The sequence below is a fragment of the Actinomadura sp. NAK00032 genome, from assembly GCF_013364275.1.
GTDB lineage: Bacteria > Actinomycetota > Actinomycetes > Streptosporangiales > Streptosporangiaceae > Spirillospora.
The window spans coordinates 6783044-6802206 of sequence record NZ_CP054932.1 but is presented as its reverse complement, the minus strand read 5'-3'; the positions used below and the strand labels follow the sequence as shown (position 1 = coordinate 6802206).

21 protein-coding genes and 1 pseudogene are annotated in these 19163 nt (G+C 69.9%); 10 read left to right on the top strand and 12 right to left on the bottom strand.

The window, feature by feature from the left end; genetic code table 11:
- The first annotated feature begins 33 nt into the window (after nucleotides 1–33).
- Nucleotides 34–750 (top strand): GNAT family N-acetyltransferase, encoded by a 717-nt coding sequence (locus HUT06_RS31070; protein ID WP_254715476.1) that lies wholly within the window; start codon nucleotides 34–36, stop codon nucleotides 748–750.
- A gap of 181 nt (nucleotides 751–931) precedes the next feature.
- Here the strand turns inward: HUT06_RS31070 and HUT06_RS31065 are convergent, their stop codons facing one another.
- The 3 genes from HUT06_RS31065 to HUT06_RS31055 form a co-directional block, all read right to left on the bottom strand.
- Nucleotides 932–1162: a hypothetical protein gene (locus HUT06_RS31065; protein WP_176198952.1), complete on the bottom strand. Its 231-nt coding sequence runs from the start codon at nucleotides 1160–1162 to the stop codon at nucleotides 932–934.
- Between the two features lie 119 nt (nucleotides 1163–1281).
- The gene (locus HUT06_RS31060) at nucleotides 1282–2355 is read right to left on the bottom strand and encodes an ABC transporter permease (protein ID WP_217711537.1); all 1074 of its coding nucleotides are present in this window, start codon (nucleotides 2353–2355) and stop codon (nucleotides 1282–1284) included.
- On the bottom strand, nucleotides 2352–3254 hold the full coding sequence (locus HUT06_RS31055; RefSeq protein ID WP_176198951.1) for an ABC transporter ATP-binding protein: 903 nt from the start codon (nucleotides 3252–3254) through the stop codon (nucleotides 2352–2354). The genes HUT06_RS31060 and HUT06_RS31055 overlap by 4 nt, the downstream gene beginning before the upstream one ends.
- A 247-nt stretch (nucleotides 3255–3501) precedes the next feature.
- Here HUT06_RS31055 and HUT06_RS31050 point away from each other — a divergent pair, with 247 nt between their 5' ends.
- The 5 genes from HUT06_RS31050 (at nucleotide 3502) to HUT06_RS31030 (ending at nucleotide 8527) form a co-directional block, all read left to right on the top strand.
- Complete coding sequence (locus HUT06_RS31050) at nucleotides 3502–5592, top strand: type IIA DNA topoisomerase subunit B (RefSeq protein ID WP_176198950.1); 2091 nt, start codon at nucleotides 3502–3504, stop codon at nucleotides 5590–5592.
- Between the two features lie 271 nt (nucleotides 5593–5863).
- Nucleotides 5864–7000: a sensor histidine kinase gene (locus HUT06_RS31045; protein ID WP_217711536.1), complete on the top strand. Its 1137-nt coding sequence runs from the start codon at nucleotides 5864–5866 to the stop codon at nucleotides 6998–7000.
- A gap of 11 nt (nucleotides 7001–7011) precedes the next feature.
- The gene (locus HUT06_RS31040) at nucleotides 7012–7656 is read left to right on the top strand and encodes a response regulator transcription factor (protein WP_217711535.1); all 645 of its coding nucleotides are present in this window, start codon (nucleotides 7012–7014) and stop codon (nucleotides 7654–7656) included.
- Between the two features lie 74 nt (nucleotides 7657–7730).
- On the top strand, nucleotides 7731–8072 hold the full coding sequence (locus HUT06_RS31035) for a hypothetical protein (RefSeq protein ID WP_176198948.1): 342 nt from the start codon (nucleotides 7731–7733) through the stop codon (nucleotides 8070–8072).
- A 92-nt stretch (nucleotides 8073–8164) separates the two neighbouring features.
- Entirely contained in the window at nucleotides 8165–8527 is a 363-nt protein-coding gene (locus HUT06_RS31030; RefSeq protein ID WP_176198947.1) for a nuclear transport factor 2 family protein, read from the top strand.
- A gap of 23 nt (nucleotides 8528–8550) precedes the next feature.
- Here the strand turns inward: HUT06_RS31030 and HUT06_RS31025 are convergent, their stop codons facing one another.
- The gene (locus HUT06_RS31025) at nucleotides 8551–9114 is read right to left on the bottom strand and encodes a TetR/AcrR family transcriptional regulator (protein ID WP_217711534.1); all 564 of its coding nucleotides are present in this window, start codon (nucleotides 9112–9114) and stop codon (nucleotides 8551–8553) included.
- Nucleotides 9107–9946: an alpha/beta fold hydrolase gene (locus HUT06_RS31020; RefSeq protein ID WP_176198946.1), complete on the bottom strand. Its 840-nt coding sequence runs from the start codon at nucleotides 9944–9946 to the stop codon at nucleotides 9107–9109. Before HUT06_RS31020 ends, HUT06_RS31025 begins: the two co-directional genes overlap by 8 nt.
- Nucleotides 9947–10097: 151 nt before the next feature.
- Between HUT06_RS31020 and HUT06_RS31015 the strand changes: the two genes are divergently transcribed.
- Both HUT06_RS31015 and HUT06_RS31010 read left to right on the top strand, forming a co-directional pair.
- Nucleotides 10098–10643, top strand: a complete 546-nt coding sequence (locus HUT06_RS31015) for a flavoprotein (RefSeq protein ID WP_176198945.1) — start codon at nucleotides 10098–10100, stop codon at nucleotides 10641–10643.
- A 111-nt stretch (nucleotides 10644–10754) separates the two neighbouring features.
- On the top strand, nucleotides 10755–12044 hold the full coding sequence (locus tag HUT06_RS31010) for an RNA-guided endonuclease TnpB family protein (protein WP_217711533.1): 1290 nt from the start codon (nucleotides 10755–10757) through the stop codon (nucleotides 12042–12044).
- Nucleotides 12045–12068: 24 nt separating this feature from the next.
- Here the strand turns inward: HUT06_RS31010 and HUT06_RS45340 are convergent, their stop codons facing one another.
- The 4 genes and pseudogenes from HUT06_RS45340 to HUT06_RS30995 form a co-directional block, all read right to left on the bottom strand.
- Nucleotides 12069–12197: a hypothetical protein gene (locus HUT06_RS45340; protein WP_302931898.1), complete on the bottom strand. Its 129-nt coding sequence runs from the start codon at nucleotides 12195–12197 to the stop codon at nucleotides 12069–12071.
- A 77-nt stretch (nucleotides 12198–12274) separates the two neighbouring features.
- A pseudogene (locus HUT06_RS44870) lies at nucleotides 12275–12478 on the bottom strand (SDR family NAD(P)-dependent oxidoreductase); the annotation flags it as partial.
- Nucleotides 12475–13434: an alpha/beta fold hydrolase gene (locus tag HUT06_RS31000; protein WP_176198943.1), complete on the bottom strand. Its 960-nt coding sequence runs from the start codon at nucleotides 13432–13434 to the stop codon at nucleotides 12475–12477. The pseudogene HUT06_RS44870 and the gene HUT06_RS31000, both read right to left, overlap by 4 nt.
- A 71-nt stretch (nucleotides 13435–13505) precedes the next feature.
- Nucleotides 13506–13859, bottom strand: a complete 354-nt coding sequence (locus HUT06_RS30995) for a hypothetical protein (RefSeq protein WP_217711532.1) — start codon at nucleotides 13857–13859, stop codon at nucleotides 13506–13508.
- A 178-nt stretch (nucleotides 13860–14037) separates the two neighbouring features.
- On the opposite strand from HUT06_RS30995, the gene HUT06_RS30990 reads away from it, so the two are divergent.
- Nucleotides 14038–14448: a DUF4259 domain-containing protein gene (locus HUT06_RS30990; protein WP_176198942.1), complete on the top strand. Its 411-nt coding sequence runs from the start codon at nucleotides 14038–14040 to the stop codon at nucleotides 14446–14448.
- A 33-nt stretch (nucleotides 14449–14481) separates the two neighbouring features.
- On the opposite strand, the gene HUT06_RS30985 is transcribed toward HUT06_RS30990, so the two are convergent.
- Together HUT06_RS30985 and HUT06_RS30980 are read right to left on the bottom strand one after the other, a co-directional pair.
- Nucleotides 14482–14685, bottom strand: a complete 204-nt coding sequence (locus HUT06_RS30985) for a DUF397 domain-containing protein (protein ID WP_176198941.1) — start codon at nucleotides 14683–14685, stop codon at nucleotides 14482–14484.
- Complete coding sequence (locus HUT06_RS30980) at nucleotides 14675–15583, bottom strand: helix-turn-helix transcriptional regulator (protein WP_176198940.1); 909 nt, start codon at nucleotides 15581–15583, stop codon at nucleotides 14675–14677. The genes HUT06_RS30985 and HUT06_RS30980 overlap by 11 nt, the downstream gene beginning before the upstream one ends.
- 183 nt (nucleotides 15584–15766) lie before the next feature.
- Between HUT06_RS30980 and HUT06_RS30975 the strand changes: the two genes are divergently transcribed.
- On the top strand, nucleotides 15767–16543 hold the full coding sequence (locus HUT06_RS30975; protein WP_302931849.1) for an ATP-binding protein: 777 nt from the start codon (nucleotides 15767–15769) through the stop codon (nucleotides 16541–16543).
- A 40-nt stretch (nucleotides 16544–16583) separates the two neighbouring features.
- On the opposite strand, the gene HUT06_RS30970 is transcribed toward HUT06_RS30975, so the two are convergent.
- Complete coding sequence (locus HUT06_RS30970; RefSeq protein WP_176198938.1) at nucleotides 16584–19073, bottom strand: DNA topoisomerase (ATP-hydrolyzing) subunit A; 2490 nt, start codon at nucleotides 19071–19073, stop codon at nucleotides 16584–16586.
- Nucleotides 19074–19163: the final 90 nt, after the last annotated feature.

Here is a 19163-nt window from a genome sequence, read left to right as displayed (position 1 = left end):
CGGTGACAGGTGGCGCGGTCTCTGGAGACCCGGTTGGGCGAGCTCGTCGCTGAGGCGTGGCCCGCGCCGTCCAGCCAGGATATTGGCGGCTGGACGCTGCGCCACGCCGAAGGCGTGACCAAGCGGGCCAACTCCGTCCTGCCCCTGGGAGATCCAGGGGACGTGGACCGGGCCGTGGCCGAGGCTGAGCGCTTCTATGGCGCGCTGGGGCTTGCGACCGTGTTCTCGGTGGACGCCCAGGCACGCCCTGAGGGGCTCGACGGGTTTCTGGAGAGACGAGGTTACGAGCTGGTCGATCCGACGATCGCGATGGTCGCCGACCTGGCCGACCCACCCGCTGCCTACGAACGGGATGGGGTCGAGGTCATGGAGGCGCCGTCGCGGGAGTGGCTCGACCTGTGGTGGTCGGTGGACGGCCGGTACGACCACCAGCTGCCGATGGCGGAGAAGATCCTGACCGGTGTACGCGCCGGATACGCGTCCCTGGACGGCCTCGCCGTCGGACGTGGCGTCCCGCAGGGGGAGTGGTTCGGCGTCTACGCCATGGCCGTCGCGCAGGAGGCGCGCAGGAGGGGCCTGGGGCGACGCGTGCTGCGGGCCCTCCTCGGATGGGGGCGCGAGCAGGGGTGCGAGCGGGCGTACCTGGTCGTCGTGGAGCGGAACGCGCCGGCGAGGGCGATGTACGAGGCGGAGGGGTTCGTTCCTGCGGGTGGCTATCACTATCGAGTGAAGAATGTCACTCCAGGGTGAGAACCATGTAGATGGAGTGATCCGGCTCATGGTCAGAGCCAATTTCACTACACTATGTGATCGCTTAATTACTCTCTGAAGTCAACGCCTCATTGCCGCTCCACGGGGCACTGAAGGGTGAAATGCGAACGGCGGCCACCATTGCCGGTGACCGCCGTCCCTGGGGTTTCTATGGGGAGATCTACCGCTCCTCGGTGGACGCGGTGGCCGGGGTTTCGTTGAGCCGATCGGTCTCGTCCTGTATGTCGGCCCCGTTGGCTCGCAGCGCCTCTGAGTACTTGCGTCCGTGGTGGGCGCAGAACAGAAGGTCGCCGCCGCCTACAAGAACAGCACGGACGTAGGCCTGGGCGCCGCAGCGGTCGCATCGGTCGGCGACGGTCAGCGGCTTGGTTGGGGCAAGGGCTCCAGTCACGGCACCTTCCTCATGCTCGGGGTCGGTACTTAGGACAACATCTAACCCGACGCTGGCGTTCCCAACCTGGTTCTCCGTACGCCCACAGCAGAATGGCCCAATAAGTGACCGAGGTCACATTAGGCGTCGTCCCACCGGAACAGGCGCACGGCGATCAGCGCGCCGACCACCGCAACCCCCAGTAGAACGGCGATTTGCGGCAGTGCAGACGACGGACCCAGCCCGCGTCCCATCACGTTGAGCATCCCTTCGTTGAGATACCTCAGCGGGAAGACGTAGGACAGCGTCTTCAACCAGCCCGGTGACGCGTCCAGCGGGAAGAAGGACCCGCCGAGGAACGCCATGGGCAGGACGACGAGCTGTGTCAGCACTTGGGCGGTCTCCTGCGTCTTGGCCCACGCCCCGATCAGCATCCCGATCGACAGGAAGGCCAGTGCGCCCGCCATGACCATCGGGATGGCCATCCACCAGGCCCCGTTGAGCTGCAGCCCGAATACCGGCAGCTGCGCCACCAGCACGAACAAGGCGAACTGCACGAGCGCGATGGCGAGGCTGACCACGACACGCGCGGCGAACACGGTGGGTATCGGGGCAGGCGAGAGCTGGAGCCGGCGCAAGATGCCCTTGGTCCGCCACGTCACCAGCGTCTGGGACGCCGCGAAGACGCCCGCCGATGCCAGCGCCCAGCCGAGCAGGCTCGGCGTGAAGAACTGGATGGCCTTGAGCGAGTCGTCCTCCACCTGCTGTGCGGCCATCGTGTAGGCGGGCGGCCTGCCGGTCGCCGCCTGGTTCGCCGACTGGACGATCGAGTCCATCAGGCCCCGCACCGTCCCCGACTTGACCTGGTCGGTGGCCGAGTAGTGCACCACCAGTTCGTTGCCGCGCTGCTCCACGACGGCGTCCGCGTCGCCCTTCTCCACCTTGCGCAGCGCGTCGGCGCGATCGGACGTCCTGGTGACCTTCAGGACCTTGGCGAGCTCCTCGGCCCCCTGCGTGACGGCGCCGTCCAGGATCGGTGCCTTGCCGACCTCCAGAACCGTGACCTTCGACGTCGTCTGGTGACCGAAGATGCCACCGAAGACGACCAGGAACATCAGGGGGAACAGCACGGTGAAGAACAGCGCGGTCCGGTCCCGCCTGAAGCCGAGGAACATCGCCCGGGACAGGCTCTTGAAGCTCTGGTAAGTGCTCACGCCCGGTACTCCCGTCCGGTGAGGTCCAAGAAGACGTCCTCAAGGGTGGCGCCGCGGATCTGGATGCCGTCCAGGGCGTTCTTGGCCGCCATGGCCGCGACCACGGCTGACGGGTCCCGCGTGGAGATGGTCAGCGAGACGCCGTCGTCGGCGGTCTCGTCCGCGCCCGGCAGGAGGCGGGCGTCGTCCACGCCGAGCGTGCCGCTGGCCACGGTGATGCGCGCGGGGGCGTCCAGGCCGCGCACCAGCACCACCGGCGGGCCGAGCCGCAGGATCCTGCCCGCGTCCATGATGGCGACGCGGTCGCAGAGGCTCTCGGCCTCGTCCATGTAGTGCGTGGTCAGCACGACCGTGCGGCCCGCGGTGTTGATCTGGCGGAGCAGGTCCCAGAGGTTGCGGCGGGCCTGCGGGTCCAGGGCGGCGGTGGGCTCGTCCAGGAAAACCAGTTCCGGGTCGTGCACGAGCGCGCACGCGATGGACAGGCGCTGCGCCTGCCCGCCCGACAGCTTCTCCACCCGGACCTCGGCCTTGTCGGCCAGCCCCACCAGCTCCATCATCGCGTCGGCCTTCGCGGCGGGGACGCCGTAGAGGGAGCCGAACGTCTGCAGCTGCTCGCGGGTGGTCAGCCGCTCGAAGAACGACGACGCCTGCAGTTGGACGCCGATCCTCGGCAGCAGCTTCGGATTGCGCGGCCACGGGGAGAGCCCGAGCACCGAGACGTCCCCGCCGTCCGCCTCGCGCAGCCCCTCGATGATCTCCAGCGTCGTCGTCTTGCCCGCGCCGTTCGGGCCGAGGATGCCGAAGAACTCGCCCTCCTGGACCCCGAACGTCACCCCGTCCACGGCCCGGACGTCCCCGTAGCGTTTACGGAGGCCCGTGGCCTCGATCGTTTGCACCATGCGAGGACAGTAAGGATCGGAGTGTCTCCCGCACACCCACCTAAAGGTGGACGTTAAGGTCTAGAAGTGGAGGGCGGGGCACGCCCGGCGAGCCGCGCCGCGGCCGCGCGGCGAGCCGCCCGGGGGACCGGCGCGCGACCACGGCCGGGACGCACGGAACGCCCGCGGCGGCGAGCCTCCGGCCGCACTGTCGGTGCCCGGGGGTACCCTGCTGCCGACCGTCCTACCCCCGAGGAGCGCACGCACGTTGACCGCCGCGACCGCCGAAGCGACAACCGAAGACCCGCACGGCTACTCCGCCCGGCACCTGTCGGTGCTGGAGGGGCTGGAGGCCGTCCGGAAACGGCCCGGCATGTACGTCGGGTCGACCGACAGCAGGGGCCTCGCCCACTGCCTGTGGGAGATCGTCGACAACTGCGTCGACGAGGCCCTCGCCGGCTACTGCACCCACATCAGCGTGGTGCTCCACGCCGACGGGTCCTTCGAGGTGGGCGACAACGGCCGCGGCATCCCCGTCGACCTGGAGCCCAAGACGGGGCTGCCGGGCGTCGAACTGGTCATGACGCGGCTGCACGCGGGCGGCAAGTTCGGCGGCGTCTCCTACACCGCGTCCGGCGGGCTCCACGGCGTGGGGGCGTCCGTGGTCAACGCCCTCTCGGCGCGGCTGGACGTCGAGGTCGACCGCGACGGGCACACCCACGCGATCAGCTTCCGGCGCGGCCTGCCCGGCGAGTTCGCCGACGAGGGGCGGCCCAACGCCCGGTTCAAGAAGAAGTCGGGGCTGCGGCAGGTCCGCAAGGTCGCCAAGAAGACCACCGGTACCCGTGTCCGCTTCTGGCCCGACCTCCAGATCTTCCTGAAGGACGCCACCGTCGAGCAGGACCTCGTCCTCGACCGGATGCGGCAGACCGCGTTCCTCATCCCCGGCCTCACCATCGACGTCCGCGACGAGCGCGGCGAGGAGGTCGTCGACGAGACGTTCCGGTTCGACGGCGGCATCAGCGAGTTCTGCACCTACCTGGCCAAGGACGCCCCGCTCATCGACGTGCTGCGGCTGCGCGGCCGCGGCCACTTCACCGAGACCGTCCCCGTCCTGGACGACCAGGGCCACCTGACCCCCACCGACGTCGAGCGCGACCTCGAGGTCGACATCGCGCTGCGCTGGGGCACCGGCTACGACACGATCACCAAGTCGTTCGTGAACGTGATCGCCACCCCGAAGGGCGGCACCCACGTCCGCGGCTTCGACCGCGCCGTGCTCAAGGTGCTCAACGAGCAGCTCCGCGCCACCAAGCTGCTCAAGAACGGTGACGAGGACGTCATCAAGGAGGACGTCCTGGAGGGCCTCACCGCGGTGGTGACCGTCCGGCTGCCGGAGCCGCAGTTCGAGGGCCAGACCAAGGAGGTCCTCGGCACGTCCGCGGCCACCCGCATCGTGTCCCAGGTCATGCTGCGCGAGCTGCGCGCGGTGTTCGAGAACCCGTCGCGCGGGCAGAAGCAGCCGCTCCGGGCCGTCCTGGAGAAGGTCGTCGGCGCGGCCAAGACCCGCATCGCCGCCCGCACCCAGCGCGACAACCAGCGGCGCAAGAACGCCCTGGAGAACTCGGCGCTGCCGGCCAAGCTCGTCGACTGCCGCACCACCGACGACCGCAGCGAGCTGTTCATCGTCGAGGGCGACTCGGCGCTCGGCACCGCCAAGCTCGCCCGCAACTCCGAGTTCCAGGCGCTGCTGCCGATCCGCGGCAAGATCCTCAACGTGCAGAAGGCGTCCGTCGCGGACGTGCTGAAGAACGCCGAGTGCGCCGCGATCATCCAGGTGCTCGGCGCCGGTTCGGGCCGCACCTTCGACGTGGACGCGGCCCGCTACGGCCGCGTCGTGGTCCTCGCCGACGCCGATGTGGACGGCGCGCACATCCGCACCCTGCTGCTCACGCTCTTCCACCGCTACATGCGGCCGATGCTGGAGGCCGGGCGGGTGTTCTCCGCCGTCCCGCCGCTGCACCGCATCGAGCTGATCAAGCCGAAGAAGGGCCAGGACAAGTACATCTACACCTACTCCGACGCCGAGCTGCGCAAGCGGCTCGTCGAGCTGGAGCGCAAGGGCCAGCGCTGGAAGGAGCCGATCCAGCGGTACAAGGGCCTCGGTGAGATGGACGCCGACCAGCTCGCGGAGACCACGCTCGACCCCCGGCACCGGGTGCTGCGGCGCGTCCGCATCGAGGACGCGGAGGAGGCGGCGAAGGTGTTCGAGCTGCTGATGGGCAGCGAGGTCGCGCCGCGCCGCGCGTTCATCACCGCCGGCGCCACCGAGCTCGACGTCGAGCGCATCGACGCCTGACCGGCCGCAGTGGCGGGGGTGTTCCGATGGTGGACGGCCCCGTCACGGCGAGGCGTTGCTCCCCGAGGCCGCCCGGGCCATACGCGGCCAGGTTCCGGCGGCTCCACCCGGAGGTGGAGAGCGTGACTCCAGCCCTGCGCCGATCCGCGCGGGAGCCGCGGGTCCCTAGCGTCGGGGTCATGAACACGCTCGACCACGTCCCTCCCGGCCCCGTGCCGCCGGCGCTCGGCACGGGCCGTCCCGCCCGGTTCGCACGGGTTAACGTCGGATCGTGAACGGCAAGGTGATCTCACGAGAGCGGCTCGTCCGGCTGCTGATCATCGGCATGCTCGCGACGTGGGGCCTGATCGCGTACATCCGGGGGCTGCTGCACGGGGACCCTGCTCCGGCGCTGCACGGCGAGGGCCTGGCCCTGGTCGTCCTGAACGCCGTGATGTTCGCCCTCCTGGGGGCCGGGCTCGTCCTGGATCGCCGCGACCGCGCGCGCCGGCGGAGAACGGGGATCGTCCTCCTGCTGCTGTCGGTGGTGGCGGGGATGGCGCTGTACGCGATCGCGCCGCACGCCGGCGGCGGGTTCTTCTTCTGCATGGCCGGCCTGTGGGGGCTTCTCCTGCGGCTGCCGCTGCCGTGGGGCATCACGGTGAGCGGGCTGACGATCGCCGCGATCGCCGCGCTGGGCGAGGCGTTCCGCTCGGGCGGGGCCGACCTCGGCCTGATGTCGGCGTTCGCCGGCCTCACGCTCGGCGCCGTCGCCAGCCGCCAGGGCGCCGCCGCGCAGGAGGCCGGCCGGCGTGCCGAGGCCGCCAACGCCGTCCTCGCCGAACGGTCGCACATCGCCCGCGAGATCCACGACATCCTCGCGCACTCGCTGTCGGCGCAGATCGTCCACTTGGAGGGGGCGAGGCTGCTCCTCTCGCGGGACGGCGACCGTGTCCAGGCCTTGGACCGCGTAGAGCGCGCACGGAACCTCGCCCGCTCCGGTCTGGAGGAGACAAGACGCGCCCTCGCCGCCCTCCGCGGGGAGATACCAGAGCCCAAAGAGGTGCTGGCCGAACTGGCCGAGGAGTTCTACGCGAGCACAGGCCGTCCTTGCGACGTGCAAGTGACCGGTGTACCGCGCGAACTGTCACCCCAAGCCGGCCTGGCGGTCGTCCGCACCGCCCAGGAGGCGCTCACGAACGTCCGCAAACACGCACCCGGTGCGCACGCAAAGGTCACCCTGCGCTACCTGCCCGACAAGGTGGAACTCGAAGTGACCGACAGCGGCGGCACCGAATCGGTCATCGAGCTGGGCGGCGGCGGATACGGCCTCGTCGGCATGCGGGAGCGTGCCGAACTGATCGATGGCACCCTGGACACCGGCCCGGACGGCAAGGGGTTCCGTGTGGCCCTCCAGGTTCCGGCGTGACGGGAGACGCGGTGAGCACGAGAATCCTGATCGTCGACGACCAGACCGTGGTCCGCGAGGGCCTCGTCCTGCTCCTCGAACTGCTCCCCGGCATCGAGGTCGCCGGCGCCTGCGGCGACGGCGAGCAGGCGGTCGCCCTGGTCGGCGAACTGCGGCCCGACGTCGTCCTGATGGACCTGCGGATGCCGCGCATGGACGGCGTCGAGGCGACCCGCCGCATCAAGGAGGCCCATCCCGAGGTCGGGATCGTCGTCCTCACCACCTACGCCGACGACGACTCGATCTTCGCCGCGCTGCGCGCCGGCGCCCGCGGCTACCTCACCAAGGACGCCGGCGCCGACGAGATCGCCCGCGCCGTCGACGCCGTCCGCGGCGGCGCGTCGCAGCTCGACCCGGCCGTCCAGCGCCGCCTGGTCGAGGCCGTCGCCGCCGGCGAGCGCCCCCGCCGCGGCGGCCTCCCCGACGGCCTGACCCGCCGCGAGGCCGAGGTCCTCACCCTGATCGCCCAGGGCCGCTCCAACGCCGAGATCGCGGGCGACCTGTTCATCTCCGAGGCCACCGTCAAGACCCACATCAACAACCTGTTCGCCAAGGCGAACCTCCGCGACCGCGCCCAGGCCGTCACCTACGCCTACCGGAACGGCCTCACCGGCTGATCCTCGGTCATCGTCCGGCAAGGCATCGGTCAAACCCGGCACCGGCGTGTCGCCGCGCCCCCACGATGAGGACCGTGCTCAGAACCTGCATGATCGCGGACTACCTGCGCCCATACGCGCAATGGCGCATCGACCGCCCCGGCCCCCGCAACGCCCGCGCCGCGATCGGCCTCATCGACGCGGCCGCCTACGTGGCGCACCTGGACGACAGCTCCCGCGTCATCGTCCGGATGGCCATCGCCGGCTGCTTCGCCCTGGGCCGCTTCAACCCGGGCGTCGAGGGCGAGGAGATCATCCGCGGGTGGCACCACGACGACACCACCGGCGGCCCGGCCGACCTCTTGGAGGCCCTCGCCGCCTCCGCCGAACGCGGCCTGCAGCCCCGCCCCGCCGAAGCGGAAAGCACGCCGGCGTAACTCGATCACCTGTGATTCCGCCGCTGTCATTCGCCGCTGTAATTACATCGGCACCCTCGGGCTGCCAAGCGGACGCTTGGTAGACTCCGCGCATGCCGTCCCAGGAACACATGAAGCAGGCGCTCCAGACCTACGTCGACGCCTTCAACGCCGGCGACGTCGCGACCGTCACCGGCCTCTACGCCGACGACGCCGTCATCGAGGACCCGGTCGGCCACCCCGAGATCACCGGCCGCGCCGCCATCGAGGAGTTCTACACCAACGCCGTCGCCAGCGGCGCCAAGCTCACCCTGGACGCCCCCATCCGCGGCTCCCACGGCACCCGCGCCGCGATGGCCTTCACCATCGACGTCCCCGGCATGCGCGTCCGCGCCATCGACGTCATGACCTTCAACGCGGACGGCAAGATCGCCCGCATGGACGCCCACTGGGGCCCCGACGACATCGAAACCTGACCCCGCGCCCGGCATGGGCGTTGTCAGAGCGCGCGGAGGCCTCGGTCGGCGAAGGCGATCAGCCATGCGAAGCTCTCGTCGATGTCGGTGCTCCATTGGAAGCCGTTGTTCGCTTCCAATGTGGCGAAGCCGTGGCAGAGGCTGCGGAGCATGCGGAGGGCGTGGTTCACGGCGGCCTTCTCGATCTCGTAGCCGCGCAGGACGGCCGAGAACGCGCTGAGCAGCCGCTGCCCCTCGGTGGCCAGCGGATCGTCCGGCCCGGACGGTTCGGCGCCTATCGTCGCGGCGTACCGGCCGGGGTGCGCGACGACGAAGGCGCGGAAGGCACGCGCCGCGGCCGCCAGGGCATCGCGGCCCGCGTATCCCTGGACCGCGCCGCCGACGGCGTCGGCCGCCTCGCCCAGCGCCAGTACCGCGATGCGCCGGTTGAGGTCTTCCTGGCCCTTCACGTGCTTGTACAAGGACGGGGTGCGCACGCCCAGCCGCTCAGCGAGCATGCCCATCGTGACGTTGGCGAGGCCGACCTCGTCGGCGAGGGCGGCGCCGGCCGCGACCACGGCCGCCGCGTCCAGTCCGGCCCTAGGCACGGGAGCCGCCCGCGGCGAGGAAGCCGAGCACGAGCGAGGCGACCTGGTCGGGGAACTGGTCGTGCGGGTAGTGCCCGGCGCCGTCGATCATCTCCAGGCGGCCGAGGCCGGACGGCAGGTCCTCGACGATCGCGGTGCCCTCGGCGTGCGGGTCGGCCCAGTCGGGGTCGAGCGTCCCCATCACGACCAGGACCGGGCAGCGGACGTTGCCGAGCTGCTCGCCGGCGTCGGTCGGAGCGCTGCGGCCCATGGCCTGCATGGCCTTCATCCGGCCCGGCTCGCGCAGCAGGGACTCGATCCGGCCGAGCCGCTCGGCCCAGTCGGCCGGCTTCTGGCCGGGGTAGGCCACGTCGAGGTAGGCGCGCCACCTCGGCAGGCTGCCGAACATGGCCGTGCCGAGCAGCCGCAGCATGCCGCGCCGGTAGCGCTTCACCGTCACCATGCCGCCGAGGCTGACCGACTGCTTGCGGGTGAAGGGCGCCAGCTCGACGACGGCGGTGACCAGCGAGGGCTCCAGGGCCGCGGCGATGGTGGCGGCGCCGCCGGAGACCGAGTGGCCGATGATGACGGCGGGGCCACCGAGGTGGCGGATCACGGCGAGCAGGTCGCCGGCGATGGCGGTGCGGCTCCAGTCCGCCCAGTCGACGCTGGACTCGCCGCAGCCGCGCAGGTCGACCGCGGCGACCCGGTGGCCGGCCTCGACCAGCGACGGGATCACGGCGCGGAAGGCGTCGCGGCTGTCGCCCATCCCGTGCGCGAGGACGATCAGCGGGCCGTCCCCCGTCACCTCGTAAGCGATCGTCCCGCCGTCGACGTTCAGGTACTCGGTCATGGCTTCCTCCGTTGGCTAAGCTCGTTAGCTAAAAGCTAATCTCATTAGCCAACCCTGTCAAGCGGAGACCATCGGCACTGGTCACGGCATCCGCCAGCCCGTCCGGCCGTCCCTCAGGGCCTGCGCGGTATCGCCATGGCAGGGTGGGGGAGTGGCCAAAGACCCGGTGCTCTACCTGATCGCCTGCGGCGGGCGGCCCGCCGCCGAACTCCCGCCCTTCGTCGAGGGACTCCAAGGAGACGGGTGGACGGTCTGCGTGGTCGCCACGCCGTCCGGCACGAAGTTCCTGGACGCCGACCGGCTGGCGGAGCTGACGGGTTTTCCCGTCCGGTCCCAGTACAAGCGGCCTGACGAGCCCGACGTCCTGCCGCCCGCCGACGCGTTCGCCGTGGTGCCGGCGACGTTCAACACCATCAACAAGTGGGCGCACGGGATCAGCGACACCCTGGCACTCGGCCTGCTCAACGAGGGTGTCGGGGCGGGGCATCCCATTGTCGCGGCACCGTGGCCCAACGAGGCGCTCGCGCGCCATCCCGTCTTCGTCCGCAGCATCGCCGAACTGCGCGACTGGGGCGTCACCGTCCTGCTGGACGCGCCCCGGCTGCCGACCCCAGATTCAGGCGACGACCTCAGGGGCGCCTTCCCGTGGACCGAGGTTCAGCAGACCCTCGCCGAGCTTCGCTCCCGCCTGAGCTGAGGCTGAACGGCTAGGGGGTGACCTCGGCGTCTGCGGCGTAGGCCGCGTCGCGACGGGCCTCGAACGCGGCGAGCCGCTCACGCAGCGCGGACGTCACCAGACACCTACAGTGTGGATGCCCGGCCCTTGTGTGCGGGGAGGGAACGCGGCACCGTGCGACACGGTGACCGTCCGGGTTTTGTCGGTGGCTCTCGGTATGTTGCGGGCATGTCCCGGTACCGGCTGTGCCCGAGCCCTGCCCAGGAGGTGGGGTTGCTGGAGCACTGCTCGCATGCCCGGTACGTGTGGAACCTGGCCGTGGAACAGCACGCGTGGTGGACACCCCGACGCGGCTCCGCCCCGGGATTCGCGGTGCAATGCCGCCAGTTGACCGAGGCCCGTGCCGCGAATCCGTGGCTGGCGGCCGGGTCGATCATCGTGCAGCAGCAGGCGCTCAAGGACTTCGCGCAGGCTATGAGCAACTTCTTCGGCGGCACGCACCGGCGTCCCACCTGGCGCAAAGCCGGACTGCACGAGGGGTTCCGGATCGTCGCGGTCAAACCGGGGGACGTGCGGCGCCTGTCCCGCCGTACCGGTGAGGTGCGGGTCCCGAAGGTGGGTTGGGTTCGATTCCGGTGGTCCAGGGCCGTGCCCGACGGGGTGAAGTCGTTCCGGGTGGCCCGCGACCGGGCCGGGCGGTGGCATGTCGCGTTCGCGCACGTGCCCGACCCGGTGCCCGCGCCCGGCAACGGTGAAGCCGTCGGCGTCGACCGGGGCGTGGCGGTGTCCGCCGCGTTGTCGACCGGGGAGACCCGCGCCGTGCCGGGCCTGACCGATGCCGAGACCTTGCGGCTGAACCGGCTGCTGCGTCGTCTGGCCCGCGCCCGCCGGGGGTCGAACCGCCGCACCCGCGTCAAGGCCGCCATCGCCCGGCTCCGCGCCCGAGAGACCGACCGCCGCAAGGATTGGGTGGAGAAGACCTCGACCGATCTGGCGCGCCGCTTCGACGTGATCGCGGTCGAGGACCTCAACGTGCGGGGCATGACCCGCTCCGCCAAGGGCACGATCGACGCCCCTGGCACGAACGTCCGGCAGAAGGCCGGTCTCAACCGCTCGATCCTGGCCAACGGTTGGGCCCGGCTCGCCGCCCGACTCGAAGAAAAAGCACCCGGACGCGTCGTCCGGGTGAACCCGGCGTACACGTCGCAGACCTGCAACACCTGCGGGCATCGCGCCCCGGACAACCGTGAGAGCCAAGCGGTGTTCCGGTGCGTCGCCTGCGGGCATCGGGTCAACGCCGACGTCAACGCCGCACGCAACATCCGAGACACCGCCGTGGGGCGCACGGTGACCGCGCGGGGAGGCGGGGCGTTGGCCCGGCCGGCGAACCGCGAACCTCAACCCGCTCTCCGCTCTGTCTAGCGGACGGGTTGGAATCCCCCGCCTTCAGACGGGGGAGGACGTCAAGTTCTCGTAGGCGTCGGAGTTGGAGTTGAGCGGCAGCCGCAGCGGCGGGTTGTCGGAGGGCGCGGCCTCGATCGTCGCGTGCGCGACGCCGGACTGGCTGGCGGGCATGTCCTCGACCGGTGGGGGAGGTTCGAGATGACCACGTCGATCTGCCCGAGATCGGCGAACGCCCTGCCGACCACCGTGTCGAGTTGAGCGGTGTCGGTGACGTCGAGCCGGTGCCGCCACAGCCGGTCGCCGTACTCGGCGGCCGGGTTGTCCAGCTGCTCGGGCCTTCGCAGAGTCGCGGCTACTCGGTCTCCACCGGCGAGGAACTGCTCAGTGAGTTCGCGCCCGATGCCGGGCGAAGCGCCGGTGATGAGCCAGGTCTTCGAACCGTGTGACGTCATTTATCAAGCTTCCAACGGTTGGAGCCCCAGTCCTCCCCGGGACCCGTCCGGCATATGGAGCTGAACGACTCAGAAGCCATCCCTTGCACGAATTGAGAATCCCCGCCACCACGACTGCCCCTCGTGTGATCGAGAATCAACCGTCCGACGGCCTCCCAATCGGCGCGGTCGAGCCCGTGACCGGCGCCCTTGAGCGGCACAAAGTCGGCGCCTGGAATCTCCTCGGCCAAGGCCACGCCGTGCTCCAACGGGAACAAGGGATCGGCTGTGCCGTGAATGACGAGAGTGGGCGCCGTTATCGATGACAGCGGCCCCCAGCGGCGATCGTCCTCGGGGATCGCGTTGTGGTTCTGGACCGCGCTGATGTCGCGGGCCCGCTCGACGTCGCGGCGAACCAGATCTTGAACCTCGGCCTCGTCCGGCGGACGTTCGGTGCCGGCGAGCATCAACTGGTAGCCGACGAGGTAGTCGATCACCGACGCGAAATCGGACCAGTCGACCCGCGCGGTCGAGACGAAGCGTCCGAACTCCTCGGTCGGCGGCGGCAGTTCGCGACCCCCTGGCACCGCGCGGGAGGTGCTGATGAGGACCAGCGAGAGAACGCGCCGGGGATGGTCGAGCGCAAGCAACTGCCCGAACGCGCCGCCCGCAGAGACCCCCACCACATGCGCGGCGGGAATGCCATAGGCGTCGAGCACACGCATGGCATCGTCGACGAGATCAGAGCCCGTGTACCCGGGACGGCCCACGTCGTACGTGGTGGAGCGCCCTGTGTCCCGGTGGTCGTAGCGGATGACGAAGCGTCCGCCCTCCGCGAGCCGTCGACAGAAACCCTCGTCCCACCAGAGCATCGACGCACCGATCCCCATGATGAGCAGGATGGGCGCGTCCCCCGGATCTCCGAAGGACTCCGTGCAGATCTCGACGCCGTCCACCGCGACCATCTGTTCCGCCATCTGCCGCGCCTCCTCAACTCGGAAGAGCATGTACCCCGGCACGCTAACGGCACCGTCCGACACTCTCCGCGTCAGAGATCCACGGCCCAGGCGAGAGCTTGGTCGACCGACCGACGGGTGAGGCCCGTCGAAGGCTCAGTGGTGATGAGCAGGGTGGGCTCGGGACGGCCGCCGGCCCACGCGTGAGCCTGCGGGGTGTGGAGGTCATCGATCCAGACGGCGGGCCGGTGCCGGGCCAACCGGTCGACCCGCGGAACCTTGTCGCTGGGGTGGTAAGGGATGGACGGCATGTCGAGGACGGGAAGCGGCGCGATGCCGAGCAAGGGCGCCAATAGCCGGTTGGCATCGTGGTTCCAAGACGTCGCCCAGGTGACGTCGTAAACGCGAACGAGTTCGCTGATCCAGATGCCGTGCTGCGGGTTCACCAGGACGGGTTCGTCGTCTTCAGGGAACAGATCATGTTCGGTGTAACCGGCCGGCGACGGCTGTAGCCGTAGGGGTTGAGAACCCCGTCGACGTCGAGGAGGAGCAGCGGACGCGTCACGCTGAAAATGATGCCCGCGATCCGGATAAGGTGCTCTTCTCCCCGACCTGGAGGATGAAATGGGCACTTGGGACGCCAGTCCGTTCGGCAGCGACCAGGCCGCCGACTTCGCAGGGGACCTGGACGAGTTGGCCTTGGAAGAGCGCCCGTCGGCGATCCGAGAAGCCCTGGAGGCCGTGACCCGCGAGGCCGCCGTTGTGGACAGTTTTGAAGGCGTGCTGGCAGTCGCCGCAGCCGCCCTGGTAGCGGCGCAGTGCCCCGGCGGCCAGCCTGTTGACCCGATTTACGGTCCGGAGGAGCGGATTCCGGAACTGCCCGTCGACCTGCGCCCTCTCGCGGTGAAGGCCTTGGATCGGGTGGTCGGCCCCGACTCGGAGCTGGAGCAGCTCTGGGACGAAAGCGGCGGCGCGGAAGAATGGCGAGCGGAGATCGCCCGACTCCGCCTAGCCCTTTCCACCCAGCCGAACTGATCCCACAGTCACTGCACGCCTTAACCCTCCACGTCAGCGGAGGTCGTGGGTGCCTGTCTTGACGGCCTGGAGGAAGGTCGTCCAAGCGTCGGGGGTGAAGGTGAGGACGGGGCCGGTCGGGTCCTTGGAGTCGCGTATCGCGCGCGTATCCTTGACCTGGGCGGCCTCCACGCAATCTGCTCCCTGTGCTGAACGGGAGCTCTTACGCCATACGGTCTTGCCGTCTTTAGTGCTCATCGACACCAATATGCCGCTTTCGGTGCAGCTTGGCCAGGTCGGAGATCATGGTGAGTGACTCATCGACCCCGAGAGCCGCCATCGCCAGTTGATTGAACGCGAGCGAGTAGGTGTGAACCTGCGTATCGTCATCGACGTAAAGCGCGCTGGTCAATCCGTCGATGTAGACGATGTCGGGCATGTGGTGTTCGGGGAAGTCCATATGGACGAAGGCGCCGGTGGTCGCTGGGTGGGCGCCTGCGTGGAAGGGGAGCACCTGAATCATCACGGTGGGATGCTCAGAGAGACTGAGCAGGTGATCGCACTGCCTGGCCATCACGGCCGGGCTGCCGATCACGCGCCTGACAGCCGCCTCATCGATGATCGACCATACGCGGAGCGGTTCTGGCTCTCGGCGCGTGAGGAGTGCCTGCCGTGTTCTACGGACTTCCACGCGGCGGTCAACTTCTGAGAGCGGTGCGAACTGCATCAGGCCCACTCGGATGATCTCGTGGGCATACTCCTCGGTCTGCAGAAGTCCGTTGATCATCAGGGCGTTGTAGCAGCGTAGGGACCTGGCTTCGGACTCCAGTTCGATGTAGGCCGCGTAGTCGGTATGGATCGTGTCGGCGTAGGCGTCCCACCAGCCGCGTTGCCGTGCCGTCCGGGTCAGGGCCAGTAGTGCTCCGCGCTTTTCGGGCGTCACGCCGTAGAGGTCGCACAGCTGGTTCACGTCCGACGTCTTGATCCCCTGGGCCGCCGTCTCGATGCGGGACAGCTTGGGAGTGGACCAGCGTCCTTCACTCGCTGCTTGTAGCTCCGCGACGACCTGGTCCAGTCGCATGGTCGATCGTTCGCGGAGACGGCGCAGTTCGGCGGCGAGCTTGCGCTCTCGGATCGTCGGACGGCGTTCAGGCATGTACTGAGTGTGCCGCGTCCGCTACGCCCGTGGTGCGGATTCTCCAAGATCAGTCGAACGCTGAGATGGAATTTTTCGTTTCTGGTTGCGATCACTCGATGCTGGAGAGCACGATGCGTCCCAAGGGCAACCACGGAGAGTGTCTATCTGGTTGCGGGTCGTGGAGAAGGTGAGGTGTCGGACATGTCCAGCGCCGGTGGGGTGGTTCGGGCGGGTGGGTGTGCGGTTTGGGCGTTGCCGCCGGAGGCTCGGTGTGCCGGGGTGGCGCGGGAGGTCGTGCGGGAGACGCTCGGGGCGCTGCGGTTGCCCGACGGGATGGTGGACGACGCGGAGACGATGGTCTCCGAGCTGGCCACCAACGTGTTCGTACACGCGTTGGGCGGGCGGCCGCTCCCGACCATGCCGACGGCGGGGTTGCCGGAGGTGCAGATCTACGTGCGGAAGCAGGGGACACAGGTCGTGGTGCGGGTCTTCGACTCTGCGGCCTGGTGCGGGACAGTGCCGGACGGGGCGAACCTGCGTCCGCCGCCCGAGGCCGAGGGCGGACGCGGGCTTGAGCTCGTGAACGCCCTGGCCGTCGAGAACCGGGGACGGTGGGGTGCGCATCGGAGCCGGTCGCAGCTGGGCTCTGCGCCGGTGTCGGGGAAAGTCGTGTACTTCGCGCTGCCCGTGACGGTGGCGTGGTCCCCGCCTCGGCGGGACTGCCTTGAGGCGGCTCGCGAACTGCGGCGACTGCTGGACGCGCGGGGGATCCGGCCAGTGCAGTTGGGCCAAGGGTGGCAGATGGCGGTTCTCTCGGTGCGGGCCGAGATCACGGTGTGGGTGCGGGACGAGACGTTCTTCGTCACGCTGCCGGGTGGCGATGGCGCCTGCCATCCGGTCGGTGACGTTGTCGAGGTGGCGGAGGAGATCGTCAGGTGCAACGAGGATCTCAACGCCCGGGTGCGGCCGGGAGCGTGAAGAGGGAGAGGCCCCGGGGTGGGCCCGGGGCCTCTTCGCATCACTCTTCGGGGGTTTCCTCTTCGGCCGGGGCCGGGCCTATCGGGCCGCTGATGGAGACGATGGGGCTGTCCAGAGCTTCGCCGGAGCCGTCTCGGCGGCCCAGCGTGACGTTCAGCATCGCCGGCTTGCCGTTGGCCGCGGCGGCCCGCAGGGGTGTCGGGGCCGCCCACGCCTGGAGGAGGACGTCCTCGCCCTTCAGGAAGCGGTGCGCCCGGACGCCGCCCGTCGCGCGGCCCTTGGACGGGAAGTCGGCGAAGTCGGCCAGTTTGATCGCGCCCGTCTGGGTGCCGGGGAGCGCCGACGAGGAGCCCGAGATCGTGATGACCCGGGCCTCGCGGGACGGGTCCATGGCGCCGAACCAGAGGACGCTCGCCCCCGCGCCCAGCTTGATGCCCGCCATTCCGCCGGCAGCCCGGCCCTGGGGACGGACGAGGGACGCGGCGAAGTGCAGCAGCTGGGCGTCGTTCGTGATGAAGACCAGGTGCTGGTCCTCGGAGAGGAGCTGGACGGCGCCGACCACCCGGTCGCCGTCCTTCAGGCCGATGACCTCGAACTCGTCGCGGTTCGCCGGGAAGTCGGGGACCACTCGCTTGACGACGCCCTGCGCCGTGCCCAGCGCGAGGCCGCCTCCCTCCTCGGAGACGGAGGCTATGCCCACGACCGTTTCGTTCGGTTCCAGGTCGACGTATTCGGCCACCGGGGCTCCGCCCGCCAGGGACGGGGGCGTCGCCGACGGGGGCAGGGTCGGGAGGTCCAGGACGTCGATGCGGATCATCCGGCCCAGCGACGTCACCGCGCCCACCTGGCCGCGGGCCGTCGCCGGGACCACCGAGGTCAGCACGTCGTGCTGGGCGCGGGGGCCGCTGTCGGGCAGGGGCGACGCGTCGTGCGTGCGGGCCAGCAGGCCCGTGGACGACAGCAGCACCGTGCACGGGTCGTCCGCCACTTCGAGGGGGACGGCCGCGGCGGCGGTGTGGCCCGAGGATTCGAGGAGGATCGTCCGGCGGGGCGTGGAGAACTCCTTGGCGACGTCGCCGAGCTCCCTGGAGACCACGCCGCGGAGCTTGCGCTCCGACTCCAGGATCGCGGTCAGCTTGGCGATCTCCTTGGCGAGCTGCTCCTTCTCCTTCTCCAGCTCGAGCCGGTCGTAGCGGGTGAGGCGGCGGAGCGGGGTGTCCAGGATGTACTGCGCCTGGATCTCCGACAGCTCGAAGATCTGCATGAGGCGCTGCTTGGCCTGGGCGGCGTCGTCGCTCTGCCGGATGACCTGGATGACCTCGTCGATGTTCAGCAGCGCCACGAGCAGGCCGTCCACCAGGTGGAGGCGGTCCTCGCGCTTCTTGCGGCGGAACATCGAGCGCCGCCGGACGACCTCGATGCGGTGGTCGACGTAGACCTGCAGCATGTCGCGGAGGCCGAGCGTGCGGGGCTGGCCGTCGACCAGGGCGACGTTGTTGATGCCGAACGTCTCCTCCATCGGCGTGAGCCGGTAGAGGTCGGCGAGGACGGCCTCCGGGTTGAAGCCGTTCTTGATCTCGATCACCAGGCGGAGGCCGACATTGCGGTCGGTGAGGTCCTTCAGGTCCGAGATGCCCTGGATCTTCTTGGCGTTGACCAGTTCCTTGATCTTGGCCTTGACGCGCTCGGGCCCGACGGCGTACGGGAGTTCGCTGACGACGATGCCCTTGCGGCGGGCCGTGACGTTCTCGATGGAGACGGTGGCGCGGGTGCGGAACGTCCCCCGGCCGCGCTCGTAGGCGTCGCGGATCCCGTCCAGGCCGACGATCTTGCCGCCGGTGGGCAGGTCGGGGCCGGGGACGAAGCGCATCAGGTCTTCGAGGGTGGCGTCGGGGTGGTCGATCAGGTGCCGGGCCGCCGAGATGACCTCGCCGAGGTTGTGCGGCGCCATGTTCGTGGCCATGCCGACCGCGATACCGGACGCGCCGTTCACCAGCAGGTTCGGGAACGCGGCCGGCAGCACCTCCGGCTCCTGCTCCTGCCCGTCGTAGTTGGGGCGGAAGTCGACCGTGTCCTCGTCGATCGAGGCGACCATCAGCATCGCCTCGCGGGACATGCGGGCCTCGGTGTACCGCATGGCGGCGGGCATGTCGTCGCCGCCGAGCGAGCCGAAGTTGCCGTGGCCGTCCACGAGCGGCATCCGCATCGCCCAGGGCTGCGCCATCCGCACCATCGCGTCGTAGATGGCGCTGTCGCCGTGCGGGTGCAGCTTGCCCATGACCTCCCCGACGACGCGGGCGCACTTGACGTGGCCGCGGTCGGGGCGCAGGCCCATCTCGTTCATCGAGTACAGGATCCGGCGCTGGACGGGCTTCATGCCGTCGCGCGCGTCGGGGAGCGCCCGCTGGTAGATGACCGAGTAGGCGTACTCGAGGAAACTGCCGCGCATCTCGTCGGAGACATCGACGTCGACGATGTTCTCTTCAAAGTCGGGCGGAGGTGGAGGGGCTTGGGATCCGCGTCGTGCCATGCCCCACATTGTGGCCGGTCCCGGGGACATCTTTCGCCCGCCCCACCGGGTGTGGCGCCGAACTCGGCGGATCTATGCCGTTCCGTCACC